At 68.6% G+C, this 22076-nt stretch carries 17 protein-coding genes; 9 read left to right on the top strand and 8 right to left on the bottom strand.

Features of this window, described 5'->3' with window-relative positions; genetic code table 11:
- Positions 1 to 15 precede the first annotated feature (15 nt).
- Positions 16 to 837, top strand: a complete 822-nt coding sequence (locus QQZ11_RS05060) for an aldo/keto reductase (RefSeq protein WP_284549059.1) — start codon at positions 16 to 18, stop codon at positions 835 to 837.
- Between the two features lie 107 nt (positions 838 to 944).
- On the opposite strand, the gene QQZ11_RS05055 is transcribed toward QQZ11_RS05060, so the two are convergent.
- Positions 945 to 1820 carry an aldo/keto reductase gene (locus QQZ11_RS05055; protein WP_284549058.1) on the bottom strand — a complete coding sequence of 292 codons (876 nt, stop codon included), beginning with the start codon at positions 1818 to 1820 and terminating at the stop codon, positions 945 to 947.
- 247 nt (positions 1821 to 2067) lie between these two features.
- Here QQZ11_RS05055 and QQZ11_RS05050 point away from each other — a divergent pair, with 247 nt between their 5' ends.
- Positions 2068 to 2526 (top strand): SRPBCC family protein, encoded by a 459-nt coding sequence (locus tag QQZ11_RS05050; RefSeq protein WP_284549057.1) that lies wholly within the window; start codon positions 2068 to 2070, stop codon positions 2524 to 2526.
- A 48-nt stretch (positions 2527 to 2574) separates the two neighbouring features.
- On the opposite strand, the gene QQZ11_RS05045 is transcribed toward QQZ11_RS05050, so the two are convergent.
- Entirely contained in the window at positions 2575 to 3540 is a 966-nt protein-coding gene (locus tag QQZ11_RS05045; RefSeq protein ID WP_284549055.1) for a diacylglycerol/lipid kinase family protein, read from the bottom strand.
- Positions 3541 to 3644: 104 nt separating this feature from the next.
- Here QQZ11_RS05045 and QQZ11_RS05040 point away from each other — a divergent pair, with 104 nt between their 5' ends.
- The gene (locus QQZ11_RS05040) at positions 3645 to 4970 is read left to right on the top strand and encodes an MATE family efflux transporter (protein WP_284549054.1); all 1326 of its coding nucleotides are present in this window, start codon (positions 3645 to 3647) and stop codon (positions 4968 to 4970) included.
- Between the two features lie 8 nt (positions 4971 to 4978).
- On the opposite strand, the gene QQZ11_RS05035 is transcribed toward QQZ11_RS05040, so the two are convergent.
- A complete protein-coding gene (locus QQZ11_RS05035; protein WP_284549053.1) occupies positions 4979 to 5485 on the bottom strand; it encodes a glycine cleavage system protein R in 507 nt (168 codons plus the stop codon).
- 47 nt (positions 5486 to 5532) lie between these two features.
- Positions 5533 to 6195 (bottom strand): DedA family protein, encoded by a 663-nt coding sequence (locus tag QQZ11_RS05030; RefSeq protein ID WP_284549052.1) that lies wholly within the window; start codon positions 6193 to 6195, stop codon positions 5533 to 5535.
- Positions 6196 to 6357: 162 nt separating this feature from the next.
- Here QQZ11_RS05030 and QQZ11_RS05025 point away from each other — a divergent pair, with 162 nt between their 5' ends.
- Both QQZ11_RS05025 and maeA read left to right on the top strand, forming a co-directional pair.
- The gene (locus QQZ11_RS05025; RefSeq protein ID WP_022908961.1) at positions 6358 to 7218 is read left to right on the top strand and encodes an inositol oxygenase family protein; all 861 of its coding nucleotides are present in this window, start codon (positions 6358 to 6360) and stop codon (positions 7216 to 7218) included.
- Positions 7219 to 7365: 147 nt separating this feature from the next.
- Positions 7366 to 9180: an NAD-dependent malic enzyme gene (maeA, locus tag QQZ11_RS05020; protein ID WP_284549050.1), complete on the top strand. Its 1815-nt coding sequence runs from the start codon at positions 7366 to 7368 to the stop codon at positions 9178 to 9180.
- A gap of 55 nt (positions 9181 to 9235) precedes the next feature.
- Here the strand turns inward: maeA and QQZ11_RS05015 are convergent, their stop codons facing one another.
- Positions 9236 to 11608: a sodium-translocating pyrophosphatase gene (locus tag QQZ11_RS05015; protein ID WP_284549049.1), complete on the bottom strand. Its 2373-nt coding sequence runs from the start codon at positions 11606 to 11608 to the stop codon at positions 9236 to 9238.
- 124 nt (positions 11609 to 11732) lie between these two features.
- A complete protein-coding gene (locus QQZ11_RS05010) occupies positions 11733 to 12788 on the bottom strand; it encodes a DUF2332 domain-containing protein (RefSeq protein WP_284549048.1) in 1056 nt (351 codons plus the stop codon).
- Between the two features lie 100 nt (positions 12789 to 12888).
- Here QQZ11_RS05010 and QQZ11_RS05005 point away from each other — a divergent pair, with 100 nt between their 5' ends.
- On the top strand, positions 12889 to 14187 hold the full coding sequence (locus tag QQZ11_RS05005; protein WP_284549047.1) for an alpha-L-fucosidase: 1299 nt from the start codon (positions 12889 to 12891) through the stop codon (positions 14185 to 14187).
- Positions 14188 to 14228: 41 nt separating this feature from the next.
- Positions 14229 to 15002, top strand: a complete 774-nt coding sequence (locus QQZ11_RS05000; protein ID WP_284549045.1) for a sugar phosphate isomerase/epimerase family protein — start codon at positions 14229 to 14231, stop codon at positions 15000 to 15002.
- 46 nt (positions 15003 to 15048) lie between these two features.
- Here the strand turns inward: QQZ11_RS05000 and QQZ11_RS04995 are convergent, their stop codons facing one another.
- A complete protein-coding gene (locus QQZ11_RS04995; protein ID WP_022908967.1) occupies positions 15049 to 16092 on the bottom strand; it encodes a LacI family DNA-binding transcriptional regulator in 1044 nt (347 codons plus the stop codon).
- Between the two features lie 235 nt (positions 16093 to 16327).
- Between QQZ11_RS04995 and QQZ11_RS04990 the strand changes: the two genes are divergently transcribed.
- Positions 16328 to 17395 (top strand): glycoside hydrolase family 43 protein, encoded by a 1068-nt coding sequence (locus QQZ11_RS04990; RefSeq protein ID WP_284549043.1) that lies wholly within the window; start codon positions 16328 to 16330, stop codon positions 17393 to 17395.
- 80 nt (positions 17396 to 17475) lie between these two features.
- Here QQZ11_RS04990 and QQZ11_RS04985 read toward each other — a convergent pair whose 3' ends face one another.
- Positions 17476 to 18372: an aminoglycoside phosphotransferase family protein gene (locus tag QQZ11_RS04985; protein WP_284549042.1), complete on the bottom strand. Its 897-nt coding sequence runs from the start codon at positions 18370 to 18372 to the stop codon at positions 17476 to 17478.
- 153 nt (positions 18373 to 18525) lie between these two features.
- On the opposite strand from QQZ11_RS04985, the gene QQZ11_RS04980 reads away from it, so the two are divergent.
- Positions 18526 to 22053 carry a hypothetical protein gene (locus QQZ11_RS04980; RefSeq protein ID WP_284549040.1) on the top strand — a complete coding sequence of 1176 codons (3528 nt, stop codon included), beginning with the start codon at positions 18526 to 18528 and terminating at the stop codon, positions 22051 to 22053.
- The last annotated feature ends 23 nt before the right edge of the window (positions 22054 to 22076 follow it).

Genomic DNA, 22076 nt, shown 5'->3' with positions numbered 1-22076 from the left:
TGGTGCGATGGAGGCATGGAACTGACTTCATCGCTACCCCTGAACGACGGCACCAGCATTCCCACCATCGGCTTCGGCACCTGGCTGCTCGAGGAGGGGGACGAGTGCTACACCTCGGTCTCGGAGGCCCTGCGCCTCGGCTACCGCCACATCGACACCGCTCGGGCCTACGGCAACGAGGCGTCCGTGGGCCGCGCCATTCGTGACTCCGGGATCCCCCGGGACCAGATCTATGTGACCTCGAAGATTCCCGCGGAGGCCAAGAGCCACGAGGCGGCAGTGGCGGCGTTCGAGACCACCATGCGTGAACTCGACATCGACCAGCTCGACCTGCTGCTGATCCACGCTCCGTGGCCGTGGGACGAGATCGGCAAGGACTGCCGCGAGGAGAACAAGCAGGTCTGGAAGGCGATGGAGGACTTCGTCGCCGACGGACGGGTGCGCTCGATCGGGGTCTCGAACTTCGGGCCCGACGACCTCGAGAGCCTGCTGCCGGCGTGCACCATCACGCCCGCGGTCAACCAGATCCGCTGGTTCATCGGGCTCGACCCCTCCGACACCGTCGCCGCCTGCAAGCAGCACGACATCGTGGTCGAGGCCTACTCACCGTTCGCGCACGGGCTGATCGTCAACCATCCCGAGATCAGTGACATCGCCGCCCGCTACGGGGTGAGTGCGCCCCAGTTGTGCATCCGCTACCTGCTGCAGATGGGTGCTGTGGTGCTGCCGAAGGCCACCTCGTCCGACCACATCGCGCAGAATGCCGAACTCGACTTCGAGATCTCGGCCGACGACATGGCAACACTGACCGCCATGCGCGACACCGACAAGGGCTGAGCCGCACCAGGGCCCGAACAGGACTCAGGGTCGGCGGTGGTCACCTGACCGCCGCCGACCCCTTGGTCACCCAGCTCCTCGACCGAGCGCCGGCGGGGTGATCGGACTCAGCCGAGCGAGTCCCAGCCTTCGTCCGCGGCCTGCCAACGCTCGGCGACGTGGGCCAGCACGTCGTCGGGCAGCCGGCCCTTCTCGACGATGGCCAGGTTGTGGCTGAACCGCTCGGGCTTGATGGTGCCCACGATCGAGACCGAGACCGCCGGTGCGTATGCGGTGAACCGCAGGGCGAACTCGTCCATCGGCAGGTCGACCTCGTAGGCGAGCTTGGCCAGCCGGTCCCAGTAGTCCTCGTGGTACGAGCCCACCGGGCGCTCCGTGTCACGCCAGGCGGCGTTCGCGATCGGACGCTTGGCGATCACCCCGGGGGAGTTGGTGGCCGCAGGCAGGATCTCGCGCAGGTTGCGTTGGTCCGCGATGTTGACCGAGCACTCGACCACGTCGCAGCGTCCGCTGGCGAGCCCCCACGCCAGGCTGTCGCCGTCGTTCGAGATGCCGGTGAACCGCACCTTGCCCTCGGCCTTGAGGGCGTCGAGTTCGTCCAGCAGTGAGGCCTGCTGGTCGCCGAACGGGCGCGGCCCGTGCAGCAGCACCACGTCGAGGTGGTCGGTGCGGAGCCGCTGCAGCGACTCCTCGACACCTGCCCGGGTGGCGGCGGGGGTCCAGTCGTCCACGCCGGCGATCTTGTGGCCGGTCTTGGTGACGAGCACGTACTCGTCGCGGCGGTGGGAGAGGTGCGTGCCGATCTTGTTCTCGGAGTCGCCGTAGCAGTGGGCCGTGTCGATCAGGGTGATGCCGGAGTCGAGCAGGCCGTTGAGCAGGATCGACACCTCCTGGTCGGTGAGGGACTTGGCGCGCAGTTCGCTGCCGCCGAAGCCGAGGACGGAGGTGGTGAGGCCGGTGCCGCCGAGGGGTCGTTGTTCCATTTCCTCAACCTAGCCGCGTTGTCCTCGAGGGGAATGGATGCCCACAGCTCGCTCCGACCCGCTGGTCGAACCGGGCAATCGTGCCGATCGTGCGTTCTGGCGGCGAAAGTCACGGCCGGGGAGCAACAATCGCTGTCAGTCGACACGATCGGCACGATTGCCTCAGGAGCTTGCCTGGGAAGTTTGGGTGGCGGGAGCTTGGCCGGGGCTCTCCTCGGCGACCGGGCGCCGTGGAACAATCGGACCCATGGGAAAGCCTTGGGCGGTGGCGCGATCGATCATCATTGCGGCCGATGTGGCGCGGGTGCACGCACTGGTCAACGACTTCCAGCACTGGGCCACCTGGTCACCGTGGGAAGATCTCGACCCCTCCTTGGAACGCACCTACCGCGGGCCGGCGAGCGGAACCGGGGCCGAGTATGAGTGGTCAGGAAACACCCAGGCCGGCACGGGACGCATGAAGATCACCAATGTCACCGACGAGGCCATCGCCATCGATCTGGCCTTCCTCAAGCCGTTCCCGGCGACCTCGACGGTGCGCTTCAGCTTCGTCCCGGTGCAGGGTGGTACGAAGGTGACGTGGGCGATGCAGGGTGAACTGAGCACCGTGATGCGGGTGCTGTCGAAGATCCGCTCGATGGACGCCATCATCGGCCCCGACGTGGAGAAGGGTCTGGCCCAGCTCAAGGCTGAGGCGGAGGCCTGAGCGGGGTGCAGCCCGGGGTCTCGAAACCCTGGACCGCGGGCAACCCGATCAGTCCGCTTGGTTCTCGATGATCTCGTCGGTGGGGTAGTGCTCCTCCTCCGGTGCGGCCACCCGTACCACCAGCGAACCGGCGTTCATGCGTGCCTCGAACCGCGTCACCTCGTCGATGGAGTCACCGTCGACCTCGGCAGGGGTGGGTTCGGAGACCTCGACCACGACCTCGGTCCCGGCCCATTCCTGCACTCGTCCATGACCCTTGCGGTGACCGGTGATCATGTCGGCGACCACGGACGCCCACCCGAACACTCCCTTGGGCGAGACCATCACGGTGGCGAACTCGCCGTCGTCAATGGCCCCGTCGGCGGCGAGATCGATGCCGCCGCCGATGGAGGGTGAGTTGCACACCATCACCATCCGCGAGTGGGTCGCAGGACGCTTCGTGCCATCCACCGTCACGGTCGCCTCGAAACCACGCTTGGCCAGCGCCTTCACCCCGCTGGCGACATAGGCGGCGCGGCCGACCTTGGCCTTCAGACCTTCGTCCGTCTCGGCCATGATGTCGGCGTCGAGCCCGATGCCGGCGGCGATGACGAAGGGTTCCTTCTTGGACGAGTCGCCGAAGGTCGCCCAGCCGATGTCCATGGTGTGGTCGTCGCCGCTGAGGGCGATGGTGAGGCACTGGTCCAGGTCGTCCACCGGCAGGCCCAGGTTGCGGGCGAGCAGGTTGCCGGTGCCGGCGGGCAACAGCCCGAGCACGACGGCGGTGCCGCTGAGCACTCCGGCGACGTGGCGGACGGTGCCGTCCCCGCCCATCGCGCAGACGAGTTCCGCGCCCTTGTCGACCGCCTCCTGGGCCATGGACGCCCCCGGATCCTCCTCGGTGGTGGTGATCCAGAGCGGTTCGGGCCAGTTGAGGTCGGCGGCAACCTCAGTGAGGTGCTGCTGCACGGTCTCGAGGTCGTCGAACTTGGTCGGGTTGTACACGATGGCCCAAGTCCTGGTGGCGTCAGTCATGCGCCAACAGTAGGGGTGGCGAACCTGCCCCCGCGACGGTGACGCGCGCATCCACAGGTGGCGGTCGTCCCCAGGCGACGCCGGGGGACTGCTTGAATGACGCCGTGAGTGAGACCACCGGCAGCCCACGCCAGATCCTGTCGCTGGCCGTTCCGGCGCTCGCCACCCTGGTCGCCGAACCGCTGTTCCTGCTCGCGGACACCGCCATGGTCGGGCACCTCGGCACACCCGCCCTCGCGGGGCTGGGAGTCGCGGGTGCCGCCCTGTCGACGGCGGTCAGCATCTTCGTCTTCCTGGCCTACGCCACCACCGCGGTCGTGGCCCGGCAGCGTGGCGCGGGACGACCCGACCGGGCGTTGGCCGCCGGCCTCGACGGTCTCTGGCTCGCCCTGGGTCTCGGACTGCTGGTCGCGGTACCCACCGCCGTGTTCGCCCCCACCGTCAGCGGATGGTTCGGGGCAGGACCCGACGCCGTGGCCGCCGCCACCACCTACCTGCGCATCTCGACCTTGGGCATCCCGGCGATGTTGGCGGTGCTCGCGTGTTCTGGCACCCTGCGCGGGTTCCTCGACATCCGCACCCCGCTGGTCACCGCCGTGTTCGGCTTCGGCGCCAACATCGTGCTCAACTACCTGCTCATCTTCGTCGCCGGTCTCGGCATCGCGGGCTCGGCGTGGGGCACCGTCATCGCCCAGAACGCCATGGCTGCGGCCCTGGTGACGGTGGTCGTCCGTCGGGCCATCGAGGCCAGGGCCACGCTTCGTCCCCATCTCGGACGAGTCTGGCGCGCGGCTCTCGGCGGGGTGCCATTGCTCGTCCGCACCATGGCGCTGCGGGTCGCGATGCTGGCCACGACCTGGGCGGCGGCAGGCTTCGGTGACCAGACGCTCGCGGCCCACCAGGTCGTCTTCACCATGTTCGGCATGTTGGCGCTGATGCTGGACGCGCTCGCGATCGCTGCCCAGGCCCTGACGGGGACGGCCCTGGGGGCGGGTGATTCCGAGGGTGCCGTGCGGTTGACCAGGCGACTGACCTGGTGGGGAGTGTGGGGCGGCCTCGGGCTCTCTGCCCTGCTGGCGGCGACCCACCGGCTGCTGCCGGGGCTGTTCACCAACGATGCGCAGGTGCGCGAGCGGATCGCGGCGGGGTTGCTGACACTGGCCATCTACCAAGCGGTCGCGGGGGTGGTTTTCGTGCTTGACGGGGTGCTGATCGGCGCCGGTGACGGACGAGCGCTCGCGTGGCTGCAGGTGATCGTGCTCGCCGTCTACCTGCCTGTGCTGGTGTGGTTGCACGCCGGGGCCGAGTCGATGACCGGGAGCCGAGGCATCGTCGCGCTGTGGCTGGCCTTCGGCTGGTTCCTGGTGGCGAGGATGGTCGGGTTGCTGCTGCGGGCCAGGTCGAGGGCGTGGGTGCGGCTGGGCGCGTGAGCGAGCGCTCAGCGCAGGTCGAGGTCGACCATCAGTTCGCCGGCGAGCTTCTGCAGGGCCGCCACCGCAGCCTCGGCGTGGGCGGCGTCGTCGACGTGGGCGGTGACGGTGGCGCGGAAGAGGCGTCCCCCCGCCATCGGGGCATCGACGATGGCGGACTCGAACCGGTCGATGGAGACCTGGTGGTCGCGCAGCACACCCGTCACTTCCTGCACCAGACCCGGACGATCGTTGCCGACCAGTTCGAAGCCGATGGCCTCGCGCGGCGCGGAGGGTGCGGGGCTTCCCGTGTGGACGGCCACGTCGAGCAGACCCTGCAGCGGGGCCAGTGCTTCGGCGAGTTCGGACGAGCGGGCGTCGTCCACCTCGATCTCGACGATGCCGGCGAACTTGCCCGACAGTTCGGCCAGTTGGCTGCGTGACCAGTTGCCGCCGTGGCTCGACACCACGTCGGCGAGGGCGTTGACCAGACCGGCCCGGTCGTCGCCGATGACGGTGAGCACGAGAGTTGCCATGTGAGCGATCCTAGGCTGCCGGCCGGCGCTTCCGCGGCCATGGCTGCTCAGTCGACAGCGGCGGACTCCTCGGCCCTCACGACCTCGTGGTCGGCGCGCCGGTCCCTGCGCCGACGGTGGCGCAGCCGGGTCACGACGAACCACCCGATCAGCAGCGCGATCACCACGTAGACCACGGTCGAGAAGACTCCCATGTAGTTCTCGACGATGTGCCAGCGTTGTCCCAGCAGGAATCCCGCGATGACGAGCAGGGCGTTCCAGACCGCGCTGCCGACCAGCGTGTAGAAGCAGAACTGCAGCAGCGGCATCCGCTGGATGCCGGCGGGGATCGAGATGAGGCTGCGCACCCCGGGTACCAGGCGTCCGACCAGTACCGCGCGGCGCCCGTTCCTGGCGAACCAGTCGACGGATCGGGTCACGTCCCTGCCCTCGACCAGCGGTAGTCGGTCGAAGGCACGGGTGAGGCGTTCCTCGCCCCAGGCCCGACCCAGGTAGTAGAGGGTGAGTGCCCCGACCATCGACCCTGCGGTGGCCCACAGGATGGCTTCGACCAGTCCGTACTTGCCCTGACTGGCTGCGAAACCGGCGAGCGGCAGCACCACCTCCGAGGGGATCGGGGGGAAGACCGTCTCGGCCGCCGTCGCGACCCCGACTCCCGGTGCACCGATGGCCGCCATCACGGCCAGAACTGCATCAACGATCCTCTGCATCGGGCGATTCTACCTGCAGGACGCGTTTGGGCTTGTCGAGCGCACATCGGTTCCTCTCGGCGTCCGGACTGGCGCCCTCATATGCGGCCCGCGCTCACCGGAAGTGGTCGCCATTGTGTGGGATTTCTTCCATCTGGTGGGCGGCCGACCTAGCGTTGGTGCATGACCACCACCAGCACGGGCCCACTCTCGGCCGACATGGAGGAATGGGACGACGACCTGCACGACCGGTACCCCACACAGGAGTCGGCCGGCGAGCACAAGTTCCGTGACTACGCAGCCGAGGTGCGCCCCTCGGTGAGGGAGTTCTACCGCCTCAACCACATCAACCAGACCTACGACTTCGCGCGTGGCAAGGTCGAGCAGTACGGCGGCCTCAACCACAAGCGGATGGGCGTCTGGGAGGCGATGGAGTACCTCAACGAGTTGGTGGACGACTCCGACCCCGACACGGATGCCACCCAGATCGAGCACCTGCTGCAGACCTCCGAGGCGATCCGCGCCGATGGTCACCCGCGCTGGTTCGTGGCCACCGGAGCGATCCATGACCTCGGCAAGATCCTGTGCCTGTGGGGCGAACCGCAGTGGGCTGTCGTGGGCGACACCTACGTGCTGGGCCACCCGTTCTCCGACAAGATCGTGTTCAGCGAGTTCTTCGCCGACAACCCCGACTCGAACAAGCCGGAGTTCCAGACTCCGACCGGTATCTACGAGCCGGGCTGCGGTCTCGAGAACGTGCAGATGACCTGGGGTCACGACGAGTACATCTACCGGGTCGCCCGCAAGTACCTGCCGGTCGAGGCGCAGTACATGCTGCGGTTCCACTCGTTCTACCCGTGGCACCGCGAGGGCGCCTATCAGCACCTCACCAACGAGCAGGACCGCGAGATGATGCGCTGGGTGCTGGAGTTCAACAAGTACGACCTCTACACGAAGACGGACGTCCGTCCTGATCCGAAGGCACTCAAGCCCTACTACGAGGACTTGTTCGCGGAGTTCTTCCCCGCCGTCATCGACTGGTGATCGAGCCCCATCGCCGCAGACTCTCATTCCGGGACACACTGCACGCGTCTGACGCGAGAGTCTGTGCCGACGGTGAGAGTTTGCGTGTCGGACGAGGCCTGCTCCCCCGGTGGTGCCGGAGCGTTCCGCTGGGACTAGGGTCGTGCCATGAACGAGGCACCGACGCCCAGCGGTTCACCCGACGCGCCTGATTCACCCGACGCGCCTGATTCACCCGACGCGCCCGATTCACCCGACACCCAGGAACCGGGCGACCTGCCCACTCCCCGCAACTTCCTGCTGGTGCGCACCCCCACCGGTGAGAAGGTGCGCATCGCGGCTCGAGGACGAGGCCTGCTGGGCATTCCCATGATCAACCGGGGCACCGCGTTCACCTACGAGGAGCGCTCCCAGTTGGGGCTGACCGGGCTGCTGCCCTCGCGGGTCAGTTCGATCGAGACCCAGGTGCGGCGGGTGTACAAGCAGTACCAGATGGCACCCGGCGACCTCGGCAAGTACCTGATGCTCGAGGCCTTGCAGGAACGCAACCTGGTGCTGTACTACCGGCTGCTGGCCGAGCACATCGAGGAGATGCTGCCGATCATCTACACCCCCACGGTGGGACGTGCCATCCAGGAGTTCAGCCGCTGGTACTCCAAGCCCAAGGGCATCTTCCTCAGCATCGACAAGCCCGACGACATCGAGGAGTCCCTGGGCGCCTGGAGCCACCGGGCCGACGACGTCGACCTGATCGTGGTCACCGACTCCGAGGGCATCCTGGGCATCGGCGACCAGGGTGTCGGCGGGGTGGCCATCACCGTCGGCAAACTGGCCGTCTACACCGCTGCCGCTGGCATCCACCCGCACCGTGTGCTGCCGGTGGTGCTCGACACGGGCACCGACAACCTCGACCTGCTGGCCGACGAGAACTACCTGGGCGAGCGGCACGGCCGCGTCCGGGGTGAACGTTACGACGAGTTCATCGAGAAGTTCGTGACGACGGCCACCCGCATGTACCCCAAGGCGCTGCTGCACTGGGAGGACTTCTCGGCCGACAACGCCCACCGCATCCTGACCCGCTACCGCGACCAGGTGTGCACGTTCAACGACGACATCCAGGGCACGGCCGCCGTGGTCGTCGCCGCGGCCCTCGCGGCCTGCCGTCGCTCCCGGACGAAGCTGTCGGACCACCGGATCGTCATCCACGGGGCCGGCACCGCCGGCATCGGGGTGGCTGACCTGATGGTCGACATCATGGTCTCGGAGGGGACCAGTCCCGACGAGGCCCGCGCCAAGTTCTGGGGGCTCGGGTCACGGGGACTGCTGCGCGAGGGCACCAAGTTGCGGGACTTCCAGGAACGGTTCGCTCGTCCGGCCTCGGAGGTCGCGGCGTGGACGGGAACCGGCGAGTTCGACCTCGCCGACGTCGTCACGACGGTGCGGCCCACCATGTTGATCGGCACGTCGGCGCAGGCGGGTGCGTTCACCCAGGAGGTCGTCACCACGATGGCCGCCCATTGCGACCAGCCCGTGATCATGCCCTTGTCGAACCCCACCTCGAAGGCCGAGGCGCAACCGGTCGACCTGTTGAGGTGGACGAACGGCCGCGCCCTGATCGCCACCGGATCACCGTTCGGCGACGTCGAGCACAACGGCGTGGTGCATGAGATCGCGCAGGCCAACAACGCCCTGGTGTTCCCGGGGCTCGGGCTGGGGGTGGTGGTGTCGCGGGCGACCAAGGTCACCGATCACATGATCGCCGCCGCGGCCCGGGCGGCGGCGTCCGCCGTGACCAGACGCACCCCGGGCTCACCGATCCTGCCCAGCGTGGCGAACCTCCGGGCCGTCTCGGCGAAGGTCGCCCTCGAGGTGGCCGCCGCGGCCGCCGAGGAGGGGATCGCCACCGTCGAGCTGACCGACCCGGTGCAGGACGTGCTGCAGCACATGTGGATGCCCGACTACCCGACCATCGAGGTCATCTGACCCGGGGGTCTGCCCGCACGCCCTCGCGCTCCGGACACGCAGACGCGGACGAGCCTCAGTCGGTCTTGGGAGCGACCGGGGAGACGTGGTGCGGCAACTGGTGCTCCGCCTCCCAGCCGTGGTTGCCGGGGAGCCCGTCCAGTCCCGGATGCGGTTCCTCGGTGCCCTTGAGCGCCGTGCCCCGCTTCGAGGCGATCACCACGGCACCGATGCCGATGACGGCCGCCAGCACGGCGATCACGTAACGCCAGGTGCTGGGGGTGCCGTTCAGGTCTGACATGGCGACCGTGGCCGGGGCGATCAGCACCGCGACCAGGTTCATCACCTTGATCAGCGGGTTGATGGCGGGTCCGGCGGTGTCCTTGAACGGGTCACCGACCGTGTCACCGATCACGGTGGCGGCGTGGGCATCGGACCCCTTGCCACCGTGGTGACCGTCCTCGACCAACTTCTTGGCGTTGTCCCAGGCGCCACCGGAGTTGGCCAGGAAGACGGCCATCAGCGTGCCGCAGGCGATGGCGCCGGCCAGGTACCCGGCCAGAGCCGGCGCTCCCAGCCCGAACCCGACGGCGACAGGGGCGGCGATGGCCAGAATCCCGGGGGTGGCCAGTTCACGCAGCGAGTCGCGGGTGCAGATGTCGACGACCTTGCCGTACTCGGGACGGCCCGAGCCGTCCATGATGCCGACGATCTCCTTGAACTGGCGCCGCACCTCGAACACCACTGCACCGGCGGCTCGTCCGACGGCCTGGATCAGCAGGCCGCTGAACAGGAAGACGACCGACGCGCCGATGATCAACCCGACCAGCACGGCGGGGGAGAACACCACGGACTGCAGCTCGAACTCCCGGTACCTGGCAGCGCCGTCCAGTGCCTTCGCGATGGCATCGGTGAACGATCCGAACAGGGCGGTCGCGGCCAGCACCGCGGTGGCGATGGCGATGCCCTTGGTGATGGCCTTGGTGGTGTTACCGACGGCGTCGAGCTCGGTGAGGATCTGCGCGCCCTCACCGTCGACGTCACCCGACATCTCGGCGATGCCCTGGGCGTTGTCGGAGACCGGGCCGAAGGTGTCCATGGCGACGATCACGCCGACGGTGGTGAGCAGGCCGCAACCGGCCAGCGCGATCGCGAAGAGTCCGACCACTCCGCCGCCGCCCAGCAGGTAGGCGGCGAAGACGGCGAACGCGATGATCACCGCGGTGAACACACTCGACTCGAGCCCGAGCGCGATGCCCGACAGGATGACGGTGGCCGCGCCGGTGACGGAGGTGTTCCCGACGTCCTGCACTGGCTTGTCCTCGGTGCCGGTGTAGAAGCCGGTGAGCGCCAGGATGATGGCGGCCAGCACGATCCCGACGGCGACCGAGCCGAGGGCGACCAGTCGGGGGTCGTCCAACCCACCGCTGTGGTCGACCCCCATGGCCTGGAAGGTCGAGGGCAGGTAGGCGTACGAGGCGATGGCAGAGAGCACCAGCGAGATCCCGGCCGACAGGTAGAACGCGCGGTTGATCGTCCGCAGACCGTTCTCACCGACCTTCGGACGGGTCAGGTAGACACCGACCACCGCGGTGATCACTCCGACGGCCGGGATGATCAGCGGGAAGACGAGGCCGTACTCGCCGAAGGCGGCCCGCCCCAGGATGAGGGAGGCGACCAGGGTGACCGCGTACGACTCGAACAGGTCTGCCGCCATGCCGGCGCAGTCGCCCACGTTGTCGCCGACGTTGTCGGCGATGGTGGCGGCGTTGCGGGGGTCGTCCTCGGGGATGTGCTGCTCGACCTTGCCGACCAGGTCGGCGCCGACGTCAGCGGCCTTGGTGAAGATGCCACCGCCGACGCGCATGAACATGGCGAGCATGGCGGCGCCGAAGCCGAATCCCTCGAGGATGGTCGGGGCGTCATTGCGGAAGATGAGCACCACCAGCGCCGCACCCAGCAGTCCGAACCCGATGGTGGCCATTCCGACGGCCGCGCCGGTGCGGAAGGCGATCTTCATGGCCGGGTTGCGGCCCTGGCTGCGCGCCGCGGCGGCCACTCGGACATTGGCGCGGACGGCCAGCCACATGCCGAGCCAGCCGATCAGGGCAGAGAACGAGGCACCGACGACGAAGGCGATCGAGCGGGCAATGCGCAGCAGCCACGGGTTCCCGTCACCGTGGGCCGGCAGCGCCAGCAGGGCCAGGAAGGCAAGGGCCGCGAACCACCCGAGCGTGCGGAACTGGCGACCGAGATAGGCGGCGGCACCCTCCTGCACGGCCTTGGCGATGGTCTGCATGCCCACGGTGCCCTCGTCGGCGCGCAGCACCTCGGCGCGGAACTTCAGCGACATGCCGATGGCCACGGCCGCCAGTGCAGCGATCACGACGACGATGGTCAGGTTTCCGGTGCTGAGTCCGAGTTCGAGCGGGACGAGACCAAGGCGCATGGGGTGAGACCTCCAAGGACGGGACAGCTGGTGCTGCGGCGCCCGACCACGTCGTGCGGGCGCTGTGAGCCTAACAGCCAACCCTCGTGGCGGACACAAGCGGCGATGACGTCATGTGACGCGGTCACAGTATCCAGCCAGCGTGTCCATCCCCTTGGTATTGGGGCACGCCGTCGAGGGCGATCACGAAAGCTCCCTTGCGCAGACCCTCGCGGAACTCGGTGGTGAAGGCGTCGGCGATCTGGGGTACCACCTGCTGTCCCTCGTTCGAGATCCAGTGGCAACGGTGCTCGGCGACGGCCGCCAGCATGCGGTCGGCGAACGCGGCACGCTCGTCCTCCTCGAGGTAGGCGAGCACGGCCGAGTGCACGATCACCGGTTCGACGTCGCGGGGGACGAGCCTGAGCACCTCGTCCAGCACGCCCGGGCGGGTGATGTCACGGGGCAGGACGCGCACCGGATTGCGTCGGAAGGCCTCGAGGGCGGCGTCCAGCCGGGCCAGCCGATCCACCTGGCCGGGCCAGATCAGGGTGCGCAGCCAGTGCACGTCGTCGGGATTGAACGGCTGCAACGGGTTGATGTCGACCCCCAGCCGCCATCCGATCTGTGGAAAACCCTGGGGACAAGCTGTGGACCCCAGGCAGCGGACGGTGACCTCACCGACCGGAGTGGGCACGCGGTCGTGGCTGAGCGTGGCCAACGGTTGCCCTGCGCGATTCACGTAGTGGATTCGGAACTGTTCAGGGTTGAGGACCAGCCCCGCCGAGGCGCCGAACTCGATCAGCGCGACGGGTTTTCCACAGTTCTGGACGACCTTGTCCACAGCCGGCAGCAGGACCGCAGCCCTGGCTGCCTCGTTGGTCTGGGTGTGGTGATTCGCCATCACCGCGACGACCTCCGCCCAGTGCGCGTGCAGGCTGTCACGGAATCGTCCGTACTCGTCGGGGCGTGGCTCGGTCTGGTCGGTGGGCACCAGTGCGGGGTCGACGAAACGCGCGGCTGCGAACACCAGGTTGGGCTGGCGCTCGCGCGGCGGCCGGGTCGAGATCAGGGCGCAGGTCTCGGGGTCGGAGCTCAGTCCCAGGGCCCAGGCGGTGTAGACGGCGGAGTGGCGTGTGGTCTCCTGCTCGGCGAAGCGGGCCGAACGGGCGGCGACGTCGAGGGTTGCGGCTGGCTCCATGGCAGCAGTCTGCCGCGAGCAGCGGTGGACCTGCGCAGGGGCCTCGTCCGTTTCCCTGACCGGTGGACCGGTCACGCGGGTGCTTCGTAGGATGGAACCCGTGCCTCCTGCGAACCTCCAGCCCCTGCCCCAGCGGCCCATCGAGCAACGGCCGACCCCCCAACAGCGGCCGACCCCCCAGCAACTCGCCTGGCAGCGCGACGGCATGGGCGTGTTCATCCACGTCGGACTCAACACCTTCCACGACCTCGAGTGGAGCGACGGCACCCTGCCGGCTGCCTCGTTCAACCCGACCGCGCTGGACGCCGACCAATGGGTGCGCACGGCCAAGCTCGCCGGTGCCCGGTACGTCGTGCTGACCGCCAAGCACCACGACGGCTTCTGCCTGTGGCCCACCCGCACCACCGAGTACTCGGTGAAGAACTCGCCGTGGCGCGGGGGCGAGGGCAACCTGGTGGCCGAGGTGCGCGCGGCCTGCGACCGGCACGGGCTGGCGTACGGGCTCTACCTGTCGCCGTGGGACCGCAACGCCGACTGCTACGGCGACGAGGCGGCCTACGACGAGTTCTACCTGGCCCAACTCACCGAACTGCTCTCGGGCTACGGAGACCTGCACGAGATCTGGTTCGACGGGGCCGGGTCCGACGGGCACACCTACGACTGGGCCCGGATCATGGCCGTGGTCGACGACCTGCAGCCGAACGCGATGGTGTTCAACATGGGCCGGCCCACCATCCGCTGGGTGGGCAACGAGGACGGGGTCGCCGCCGACCCGGTCGTCTACGTCGCCCGCGGAACGGCCCTGTCGAACTACACCGACGCCGCCCTCGACCTCAACGCCGACGTCTACCTGCCACCGGAGTGCGACGTGTCGATCCGTCCGGGCTGGTTCTGGCACGCCGACGAACGACCCAGGTCGCTGGCCGACCTGATGTACATCCACGATCGTTCGTTGGGGCTCGGGGCGGGTCTGCTGCTCAACCTTCCGCCGGACGACCGCGGGCTGATCCCCGACGAGGACGTCACCCGGGTGCAGGAGTGGACCGATGCACTCCAGCGGCGGTTCGCCGATCGCTTCGATGCGACCGTCACCCCGGTCGACGGAGGAACGATGCTGACCTTCGCGTCACCGGTCACCATCGACGCCCTCTGGTTGCACGAACAACTTGAGGATGGCCAGCAGATCTTCGAGCACCGCGTCTGGGCGGGGGACGGGGTCGCGGCCACTCAGGGGGTCACCCAGCGGGCCGTCCTCGCCGCGGAGGGGCGTGAACTCGCGCACGGCGGCACGGTCGGCGTCCGACGGTTGCACCAGTTCGACCCGGTGACGGTCAGCCAGGTGGTGGTGCGCCACGAGGCGGGAACGATCGAGTCGGCTTCGGGCCATCTTTCGCGCTGAACACCTCCCGGGTGAGCCGGGCCACCTGATTGAATCGTTTCATGGCTTCACTCGGTTGCGTGATCAACCCGTCCATGGTTCTGCCCGACACCCTCGACGCCGATTTCGTCGAGCCCTGCCTGATGGGTCGTTTCGTCGGATCCGAGAATGGACGGACCGTGGTGCTCCCGCGCGCCACCCACGGGCTGGGCGGGTTGCCGGTGAAGGGTGCGGCGGTGCTCTTTCCCGGCGACCTGGCCCTGGCCGATCCTGCGACCCCCCTGGAGCACATCACCCAGCACCTCGACCGCGTCGCTGAATCCTTGGCGGCGGTCAGCGACGGAGGCTGGGTCGTGCTGGGCAGTGGTGCCAGCCGGACGATCCCGGCCCACGTCGAGCGTGAGGTGGGGCTGGCCCGGCTGGCAGAGGTGGTGGGCGAGGCCACCCAGCGGTTCGCCGCCGTCGGGTTCGAGGTGCTCCTCGAGCCGCTGCGGAAGTCCGAGTCGAACGTCTTCAACAACCTCGGCGAGACCGCCGAGTACCTCGACGAGCACGGACTCGGCAACCGGATGGTGTGCGACACGTACCACCTGTTCAGCGAGGGTCTGACCTCCCCGCATGCCGTCGCCCAGGTCGGACGCATCGGACACGTGCACCTGTCGGGGCACGACCGGCTGCCGGTGCACCGCGACGCCGACGCGGTGTTCGAAGTGTCCGACGCCCTGGTCGCGGCCGGCTACCAGGGACGCTTCTCACTCGAGTGCGCGTGGCCCAATGGTGTGGACGACCTGATCGCCGACCTCGCCGTCTGCCGGGAGCGCCTCCCCGTCGGCTGAGCCGGCCTGGCAGCCGTCGGTTCACACGGCACGGAGATTGATCGGATCAGTCGCCGGACCCGGTCCGGGCCGCCGCACCGACGGTCGACTCGCGCTCCTCGAGGCTCCAGGGGACGTGCACCCGAGCGCCGTGGTCGCGCGCGACGGTGCCGTTGATGCGAGGGATGAGTTCGTCCAGCACCGCCGCCACCAGGGCGTCCATGTCGGGGGCGATCGTGGTCAGGGTGGGCACGGAGAATCGTCCCTCGGGGATGTTGTCGAACCCGGCGATGGCGATGTCCTCGGGGATGCGGCGGCCATGCTCATGGCAGGCTCGGATGGCGCCCATCGCCATCAGGTCGTTGAAGCAGAAGACGGCGTCGGGGGGTTCGTCCATGGCGAGCAGTTGCTGCATGGCCCGGTAGCCGTCGCGCCGGGAGTACTCGCTGACACCGACCACGAGGCTGTCGACGAGCGGCAGCCCCGCCTCGGTCAGCGCCTGCGAGTAGCCACGCAGGCGAACCGACGAGGTGGCCTGTCCCTGCGGGTCGAGCACCTCGCGCCCGATGGCGGCGATCCGGCGGCGTCCCAACCCGATCAAGTGGTCGGTCATGGCTCGGGACGCCCGCACCGAGTCGACGCTGACCAGCGGCACCCCCGCAGGCACGGCCCGCTCACCGAGCAGGGCCATCGGTGTCTGGGTGGCGCGCTCCTCGATGGTGGCCGCGTCGACCACCAGGGGTGAGAAGACGATGCCGTCGACGGCGAGCCGGGGGAGCCCGCGCAAAATGGTCTCCTCTGAGTTCAGCGACCCGTGGGTGGTCTCGAAGAGGGTGAAGAACCCGCGTTCACTGGCGGCAGCGCTGAACTTGGCGCCGAGGTCGGCGAAGTAGGGCGACTGGATCTCGGGCACCACGAGCGCGAGGAAACCGGATCGTCCGTTCTTCAACTGCCGGGCCGACAGGTTGGGACGATAGCCCAGTTCGGCGATGGCGGCCTCGACCCGCTCGCGGGTGGCCGCACGGATGTGGGGCTGGTTGTTGACGACGTTCGACACCGTCTTCACCGAGACGCCGGCCAGCTCGGCCACGTCCCTCAATCGAGCCGCCATGGTGCTGACTTTAGCCTTCTGACCGTGAACCTTCTGATCGAGTGCTTCACACCCGATGGGGGTGAAGAGGGAGCCGGTTCCGGGTCGCGGCGGTGGGCGCACGCGACCTTTCACCCGGTTCGGCAGTTCCGGTGGCCGGCGCCCGATCTCGGCCGATCCGCTGACAGGTGACCCCGGCGCATTGCACAGTGGCCCCAGCATTGCAGCGCTGCGCCTCAGCTCCCGAGGAGCACCCATGTTCCAGAACCTCATGCCGGTGTCGCGCGGGCTGGCCGCGCGAGCGATCGCACTGGCGGCCTGCCTCGTGCTGGCAGCATGCGGGTCGCCATCGGGGGGCGCCACCATCACCGAACCGCCACCACCGGCGACCACCGCACCGAGCCGGGAGGCCACCATGGGATTCACCAACCCCGTCCACGCGTTCAACTTCCCCGACCCGCAGGTGCTCCGCGACGGCGACCACTGGCTGGCCATCGCCACCAACGGGGCGGGCATGAACGTGCAGACCATCACCAGCCCCGACCTCGTCAGCTGGGAGCAGGGGGACGATGCCCTGCCGCGGGTGGCCGAGTGGTCGTCCTCGGGCAAGGTGTGGGCCCCCGAGATCATCGCCTGGCCCGGTGGTGGCTACCGGCTCTACTACACGACCAAGTCACCCGATCCCGCGCTGCAGTGCCTGTCGGTCGCCTCGTCGGCCACCCTTGCCGGCCCGTACACCGACGTGTCGACGGCGCCGATCATCTGCGAGACCACTGAGGGCGGATCGATAGACGCCTCGCCGTTCATCGACGACGACGGCAGCGCCTGGCTCTACTGGAAGAACGACGGCAACGCGATCAGCGCCGACACCTGGATGAAGGTGCAGGCGCTGTCGAAGGACGGGCTGCACGTGGTCGGCACACCCACGAGGCTGTTCAAGCAGGACCAGGTCTGGGAGGGTCCGCTGGTGGAGGGACCAGCGGTCGTGAAGGTCGACGGTGTCTACCACCTCTTCTATTCCGGCAACGGCTTCTGGAGCGACAAGTACGGGGTCGGGCACGCCGTCTCCGACAAGCCGACCGGGCCGTTCACCAAGGACCCCGAACCCCTGCTGACGTCCAACGACGTCGCCGCGGGCCCTGGTCACAACCAGTTGTTCAAGGTGGGCGACCAGTGGTGGACGGCCTATCACGCCTGGCCGCCGGGATCGGTGGGCGACGAGACCGTGGGGCGCCAGTTGTGGCTGGGGCGGGTGACCTTCGACGGACGAAAGGCGTCGATCGAACCTCCCACGGTCGACATGCCCGTCAGGCCCGGCTCCTGAGACGGTCTGGGTACTGTCCACAGACTGGGGGCATTCGTCCACAGGCGCTGTGGACAACTCCCGAAGACCGCTGCGAGTCCTCAGTTCCCACCCCGGGGGTTCGGCTCACCCCTGACCGCAGCTCGGAAGTCCGCGAGGAAACCGTGATCGGGGTCGCCTGCCGGTTCGCCCACCTCCTGTTGAACGGTCTCCTTCTCCGCGATCCCCTGTTCCGCCAACCACAGGGCAACGGAAAGCGAGATCCGCGCCGCGTACCAGTAGAGCTTCGTCCGGCACTGCTCATCGAACTCGATCCCCATCGCCGCCAGGACCTCCCCCCACTGCTGTTCGGGCAGGTACCACCACAGCAGCGGTCCGGCGTCGAGGCAGGCGTCCGCCAGCACGATGTCGTCCCAGTCGAGCAGCCACAGACGGTCGTCGCGCACGAGCATGTTCGAGGTGTTGGGTTCGTCATGGGTCGGCACCAGTGGACCGTCCACCAGCTGCGCCGCCCGGTCGAGGAAGAGGGCCGTGGACGACACCACCTCCTCGGTGTTGAGCCACGGTTCGCTGCGTCTCGCGAGGCGAGCCCGCAGTTGAGCGGCCTCCGAGGCTGCGGTCGCGCGTCGTCCGCCAAAGCCGTTGTCAGCAACGATTTCCCGCAACACGGCGTCACCATGGACGAGTCCGTACAGGGTTCCCAGCTGATCGACGTGGTGACCCAACCAGGCGCGGTCCGGGGAATGTCCGTCGATCCACTCCTGGGCCAGCCACGAGCGGCCTACGATCTGCCCATGCGCAGTGATGCGTGGTGTCACCCCCAGCTCCGCCAACCGTCTCAGGGGAGCGACGGGGACGTCGAACGCCACGAACAGGCTGCGCTCGGCGGAGCGCGCGACCCAGCACTCCTTGCGCCAACCCTGACCGGGTCGCTCGATCGAAAACCTCTCGCCTGACCAGCTCTGGGCCAGGGCAGCCCTCGCATCGTCCTCGGACATGGCTCACCTCACGTCGTGTGCCCACCTTGGGTCACCACCCAAGACTCGCCCACGTCCCCGCCACGAGCACGGCACACGCCCCTTCGGCGTGTATCACGGGCGACCCCCCGTGCTCCTCCCCTCCAAGCGCCACCAACGTGTCAGGAGAAGCTCATGCTCACCATCGTCGCGACCCTTCCCGGCATCAGTGCCACAGCGGTCGACAACCATCGCGGCCTGATCTGGGTCGCCCAAGCAGACAACACCCTCAGCACCGTCGACTTCGGCGGCAACCACGCCCCCGCGGTCGCCCTCTCCGGACCGGCCACCGGGCTCGCGCTCGGCGACCACCTGTACGGATCGAGGGCCGACGGTGTCGTGTTCAGGCTCGACCCCGATGACCCGGCGTCGGGTGACCAGACCGTGGTCGACACCCGTGACGGCTACGACCAGCTGGTGCTCAGCCCCCTGGGACGAGCCGCCCTGGTCGTCACCCCGACCACGGCGGTGCCGCTGCGACCACCCCTTCGTCCGCCGGTGCCCGGCCCGTGGGGCAGGCCGGGATGGGGACGACCGGGCTGGGGACACTTCGGCCCGCTCGACCCGGGCTGGCTCAACTTCCGGCTGCGCGGACGCGGCACCCTCACCCAGGTCGACCTCGACAACGCCACCACCAGCAATCTCGGGTTCGCCGGAGTGGTGGGAGTGGCCCAGTCGTCGGGTGTCACCTACGTCGCCACGAACCCGCTGGTGATCGGTGGCGGTCAGGTCAGCACCCTGGCGGGAGCCACACTGACCCCGATCGCCACCGGGCTGCCGCGCGTCGGACGGCTGGGCGTCTCGGAGGACGGCTCCGTGGTCGCGGTGACGCACCCGGCCTCGTCCGAGATCAGTACCGTCACCCCCGCGACCGGCACGGTGGAACGCTTCACCTCCGCCACGCTCCCGGGCACGCTGCTCGAGGTGCAGGGACGCAGTGGTGGCGGCTGGTGGGTGGTCACCACCGAGGTGATCGCCGCCGTCGACGCGCTCGCCGACCTGAAGGCCGACCCCACCATCGTGGCTCCGTCCGAACCCATCTTCGTGGGCTCGTGGGTGAAGCTCGACTTCGACCTGGGCACCAGTGGGTTGACCCCGCACGAGGTGCGCTTCGAGGTGCCGGACGGACCCGACGCGGGAATCGTCTCGCACACCCGACAGGACGGCGCCGCCGAGCCGACCCCGCTGCTGGTGGTCGGTGGCGCGCTGGGCGTGCACAAGGTGGTGATGATCGAGATCGCCACCGGCACCGAACTCGCCCACGCCGAGTTCGAGATCACCGATCTCTGGGAGCACGCCGACCACGGACCGGCCGGGTTCGTCAACATCGCCAGCAGTTTCGGCGGTGACTCCGGTTGGGGTGGTGGCCCGGGTACTCCCCAGAACATCAACACCCGTCCCCACACCGGCACGTGGCGCTCACTGGTGCTGATGGTCGACACCTCCAGCGGACGATGGCCGACCACCGACCCGGCGCTGGCCGACAACCGGACGAGCATCCTGCAGCACGTCAGCACCGGGTTCGCCACCGGCACCGCCACCCGCTCGGCGCGTGACTACTACGAGGAGAACTCCAACTTCGGCGGTGCCGTGGGCATGACGCTGGGAGTGCACAACTCGCAGACCTACGGCCCCATCAACCTGCCGAACGCCTGGGGCAGTTACTTCGTGCAGACCACGAACTCGGCCGGTGTGGTCACCGACAATCGGTTCACCTCGATCGGCACCACCCTGCAGTCGATCGTCACCCGCGGCATCACCGACGGCGTCATCACGCGGGCCCACCTGTTCGCCGTCGACGTGCTGATCGTGGTGGTCGCCTCGCCGGACGCCGCCGGAGGCCCGCCCGCGCGATTCGTGTGGCCGCACGCCAACGACCACGCCACCCTGCTGTGCGGCACCAATGTCACCACTGACATGCGCGACCTGGCGTTCGCCTACGTGCCGCTCGACTTCGCGGCCCATGACGGACGACACATGCACAGCACCCTATCGCACGAACTCGGGCACACCCTGGGGCTGCCCGACCTGTACTCCTTCCCGGAGTACTCCGCCGACATCGACGGTCGCCTCACCAGCGACTGGGACATGATGGCCGGCTCCCGCAACCACCTGCCGCACTACACCATCTCGAACAAGATGCGGATGGGCTGGGTCGACCCGGGGCACCTCAAGCTGTACAACTTCCAGGGCTCGAGCGCGGTCGCCGAGAACGTCACCCTGCACGCAGCCGAGTTGGGGGCACCTCCCGCGGGACGGGTGCGTGCCATCGAGATCAGGTTGGGCGACGGGTGGAACTACTACGTCGAGTACCGGGCCATCCAGGCCGGCGCCGATTCGGACGCCCTGCTCACCGACCGTCGGGTGGTGATCACCGACGTCACCTCCGACAGCTTCACGGCGCCGATGGCCCGTCCGCCGATCGTGTTCGTGCGCAAGGACCTCGACGGTGACGGACCGCTGCTGGGCAACGGTGCCGACCTCGAGGAGAAGGACCCCGGCACCCAGATGGACCTCAAGGTCGAGGTGGTCTCGACCGATGTGGACAATGCGGTGGTCAAGGTCTCCTACGGCTCCAACGGCAAACCTGAACCCGGGATTCGTCCGTGGACCGGTGACCCCGACTGGCAGAGCCCCGACATCGAGGTGCGCAACGCCAAGACCGCCGCCGACCCGGCCCAGTTCAACGTGCCGTGGCTGGGTCACGACAACACGGTGGTGGCGAAGGTGCGCAATTCCGGTGACCTGCTGGCACGCGGCGTCGTGGTCGACTTCTTCGTCACCGAGTACACGACCGGGGACGGCCCGTGGGTGCCGCTGGGATCCGACACCCGCGACATCGGACCCAACGCCGTCGTGGAGTTCACCGCACCGTGGGCACCGGCCGCGGCGGACGGACGCCACTACTGCGTGATCGTGCGCATCCGGCTCTACCAGGACCCGGGCAACCTGGCCATCGTCGACAACAACATCTTCAACAACGAGGCCAGGTCGAACTACACGCGGTTCGTCTCGTCGTCGGCCTCGCCGTCGTCGAGGGTGGGCGCGGAGGTGCTGCTGGCCAATCCGTTCTCGGACAGCACGAGGGTCTTCGCCCGGGTGCAGCAGACCCACCCGCAGCACCGCATCTTCATCGACCACACGTGGGTGCAGGTGCCGGCCAACGGCCAGGCTCCCATCAAGGTCTGGGACGAGGCGCTGTGGGGCCACCCGGACTGGTGGACCCAGGGCGGGAACGACCACCAGCAGGAGCGGACGCCGGGGCGGCTCTACAAGGAGCCCAACCGGGTCAGCATCTCGGGCTGGGCGGCGCGCCCGTTCGAGTCGGACTGCGGTGGGCTCACCCTGACCGGTGGGGTAGGCATGCGCGTCGACGCCGGCCGCGAGACGAGGGTGGTGCCGGGTCGGGTGGGGGTGCACTACACCACCGGGCAGGTGGTCCACGTCGACGACAAGTCCGGGGTGACCAGCGGTGGAGTGGTGCTGATCGAGGTGGTGTCGAACGGCGGCAAGTCGTTCACCGTGAAGACCGAGGTCGGTGACTCCGGGCAGTTCGGGGTCGACTACGCCAACGACTTCGACAACGACACCAGCCACGTCGTGGTGCACTACCTCGGCTCGTACGGGGCGGCGGCCTGCGAGTCGGAGAGACTTCCCGTCTGAGTTCCAGCGCGGGGGGCCAGGGC

This window comes from Aestuariimicrobium sp. T2.26MG-19.2B (assembly GCF_950101875.1).
Classification (GTDB): Bacteria; Actinomycetota; Actinomycetes; order Propionibacteriales; family Propionibacteriaceae; genus Aestuariimicrobium; species Aestuariimicrobium kwangyangense.
Note: the sequence above shows the minus strand (reverse complement) of the source record. Positions and strands in the feature narration are given on the sequence as shown.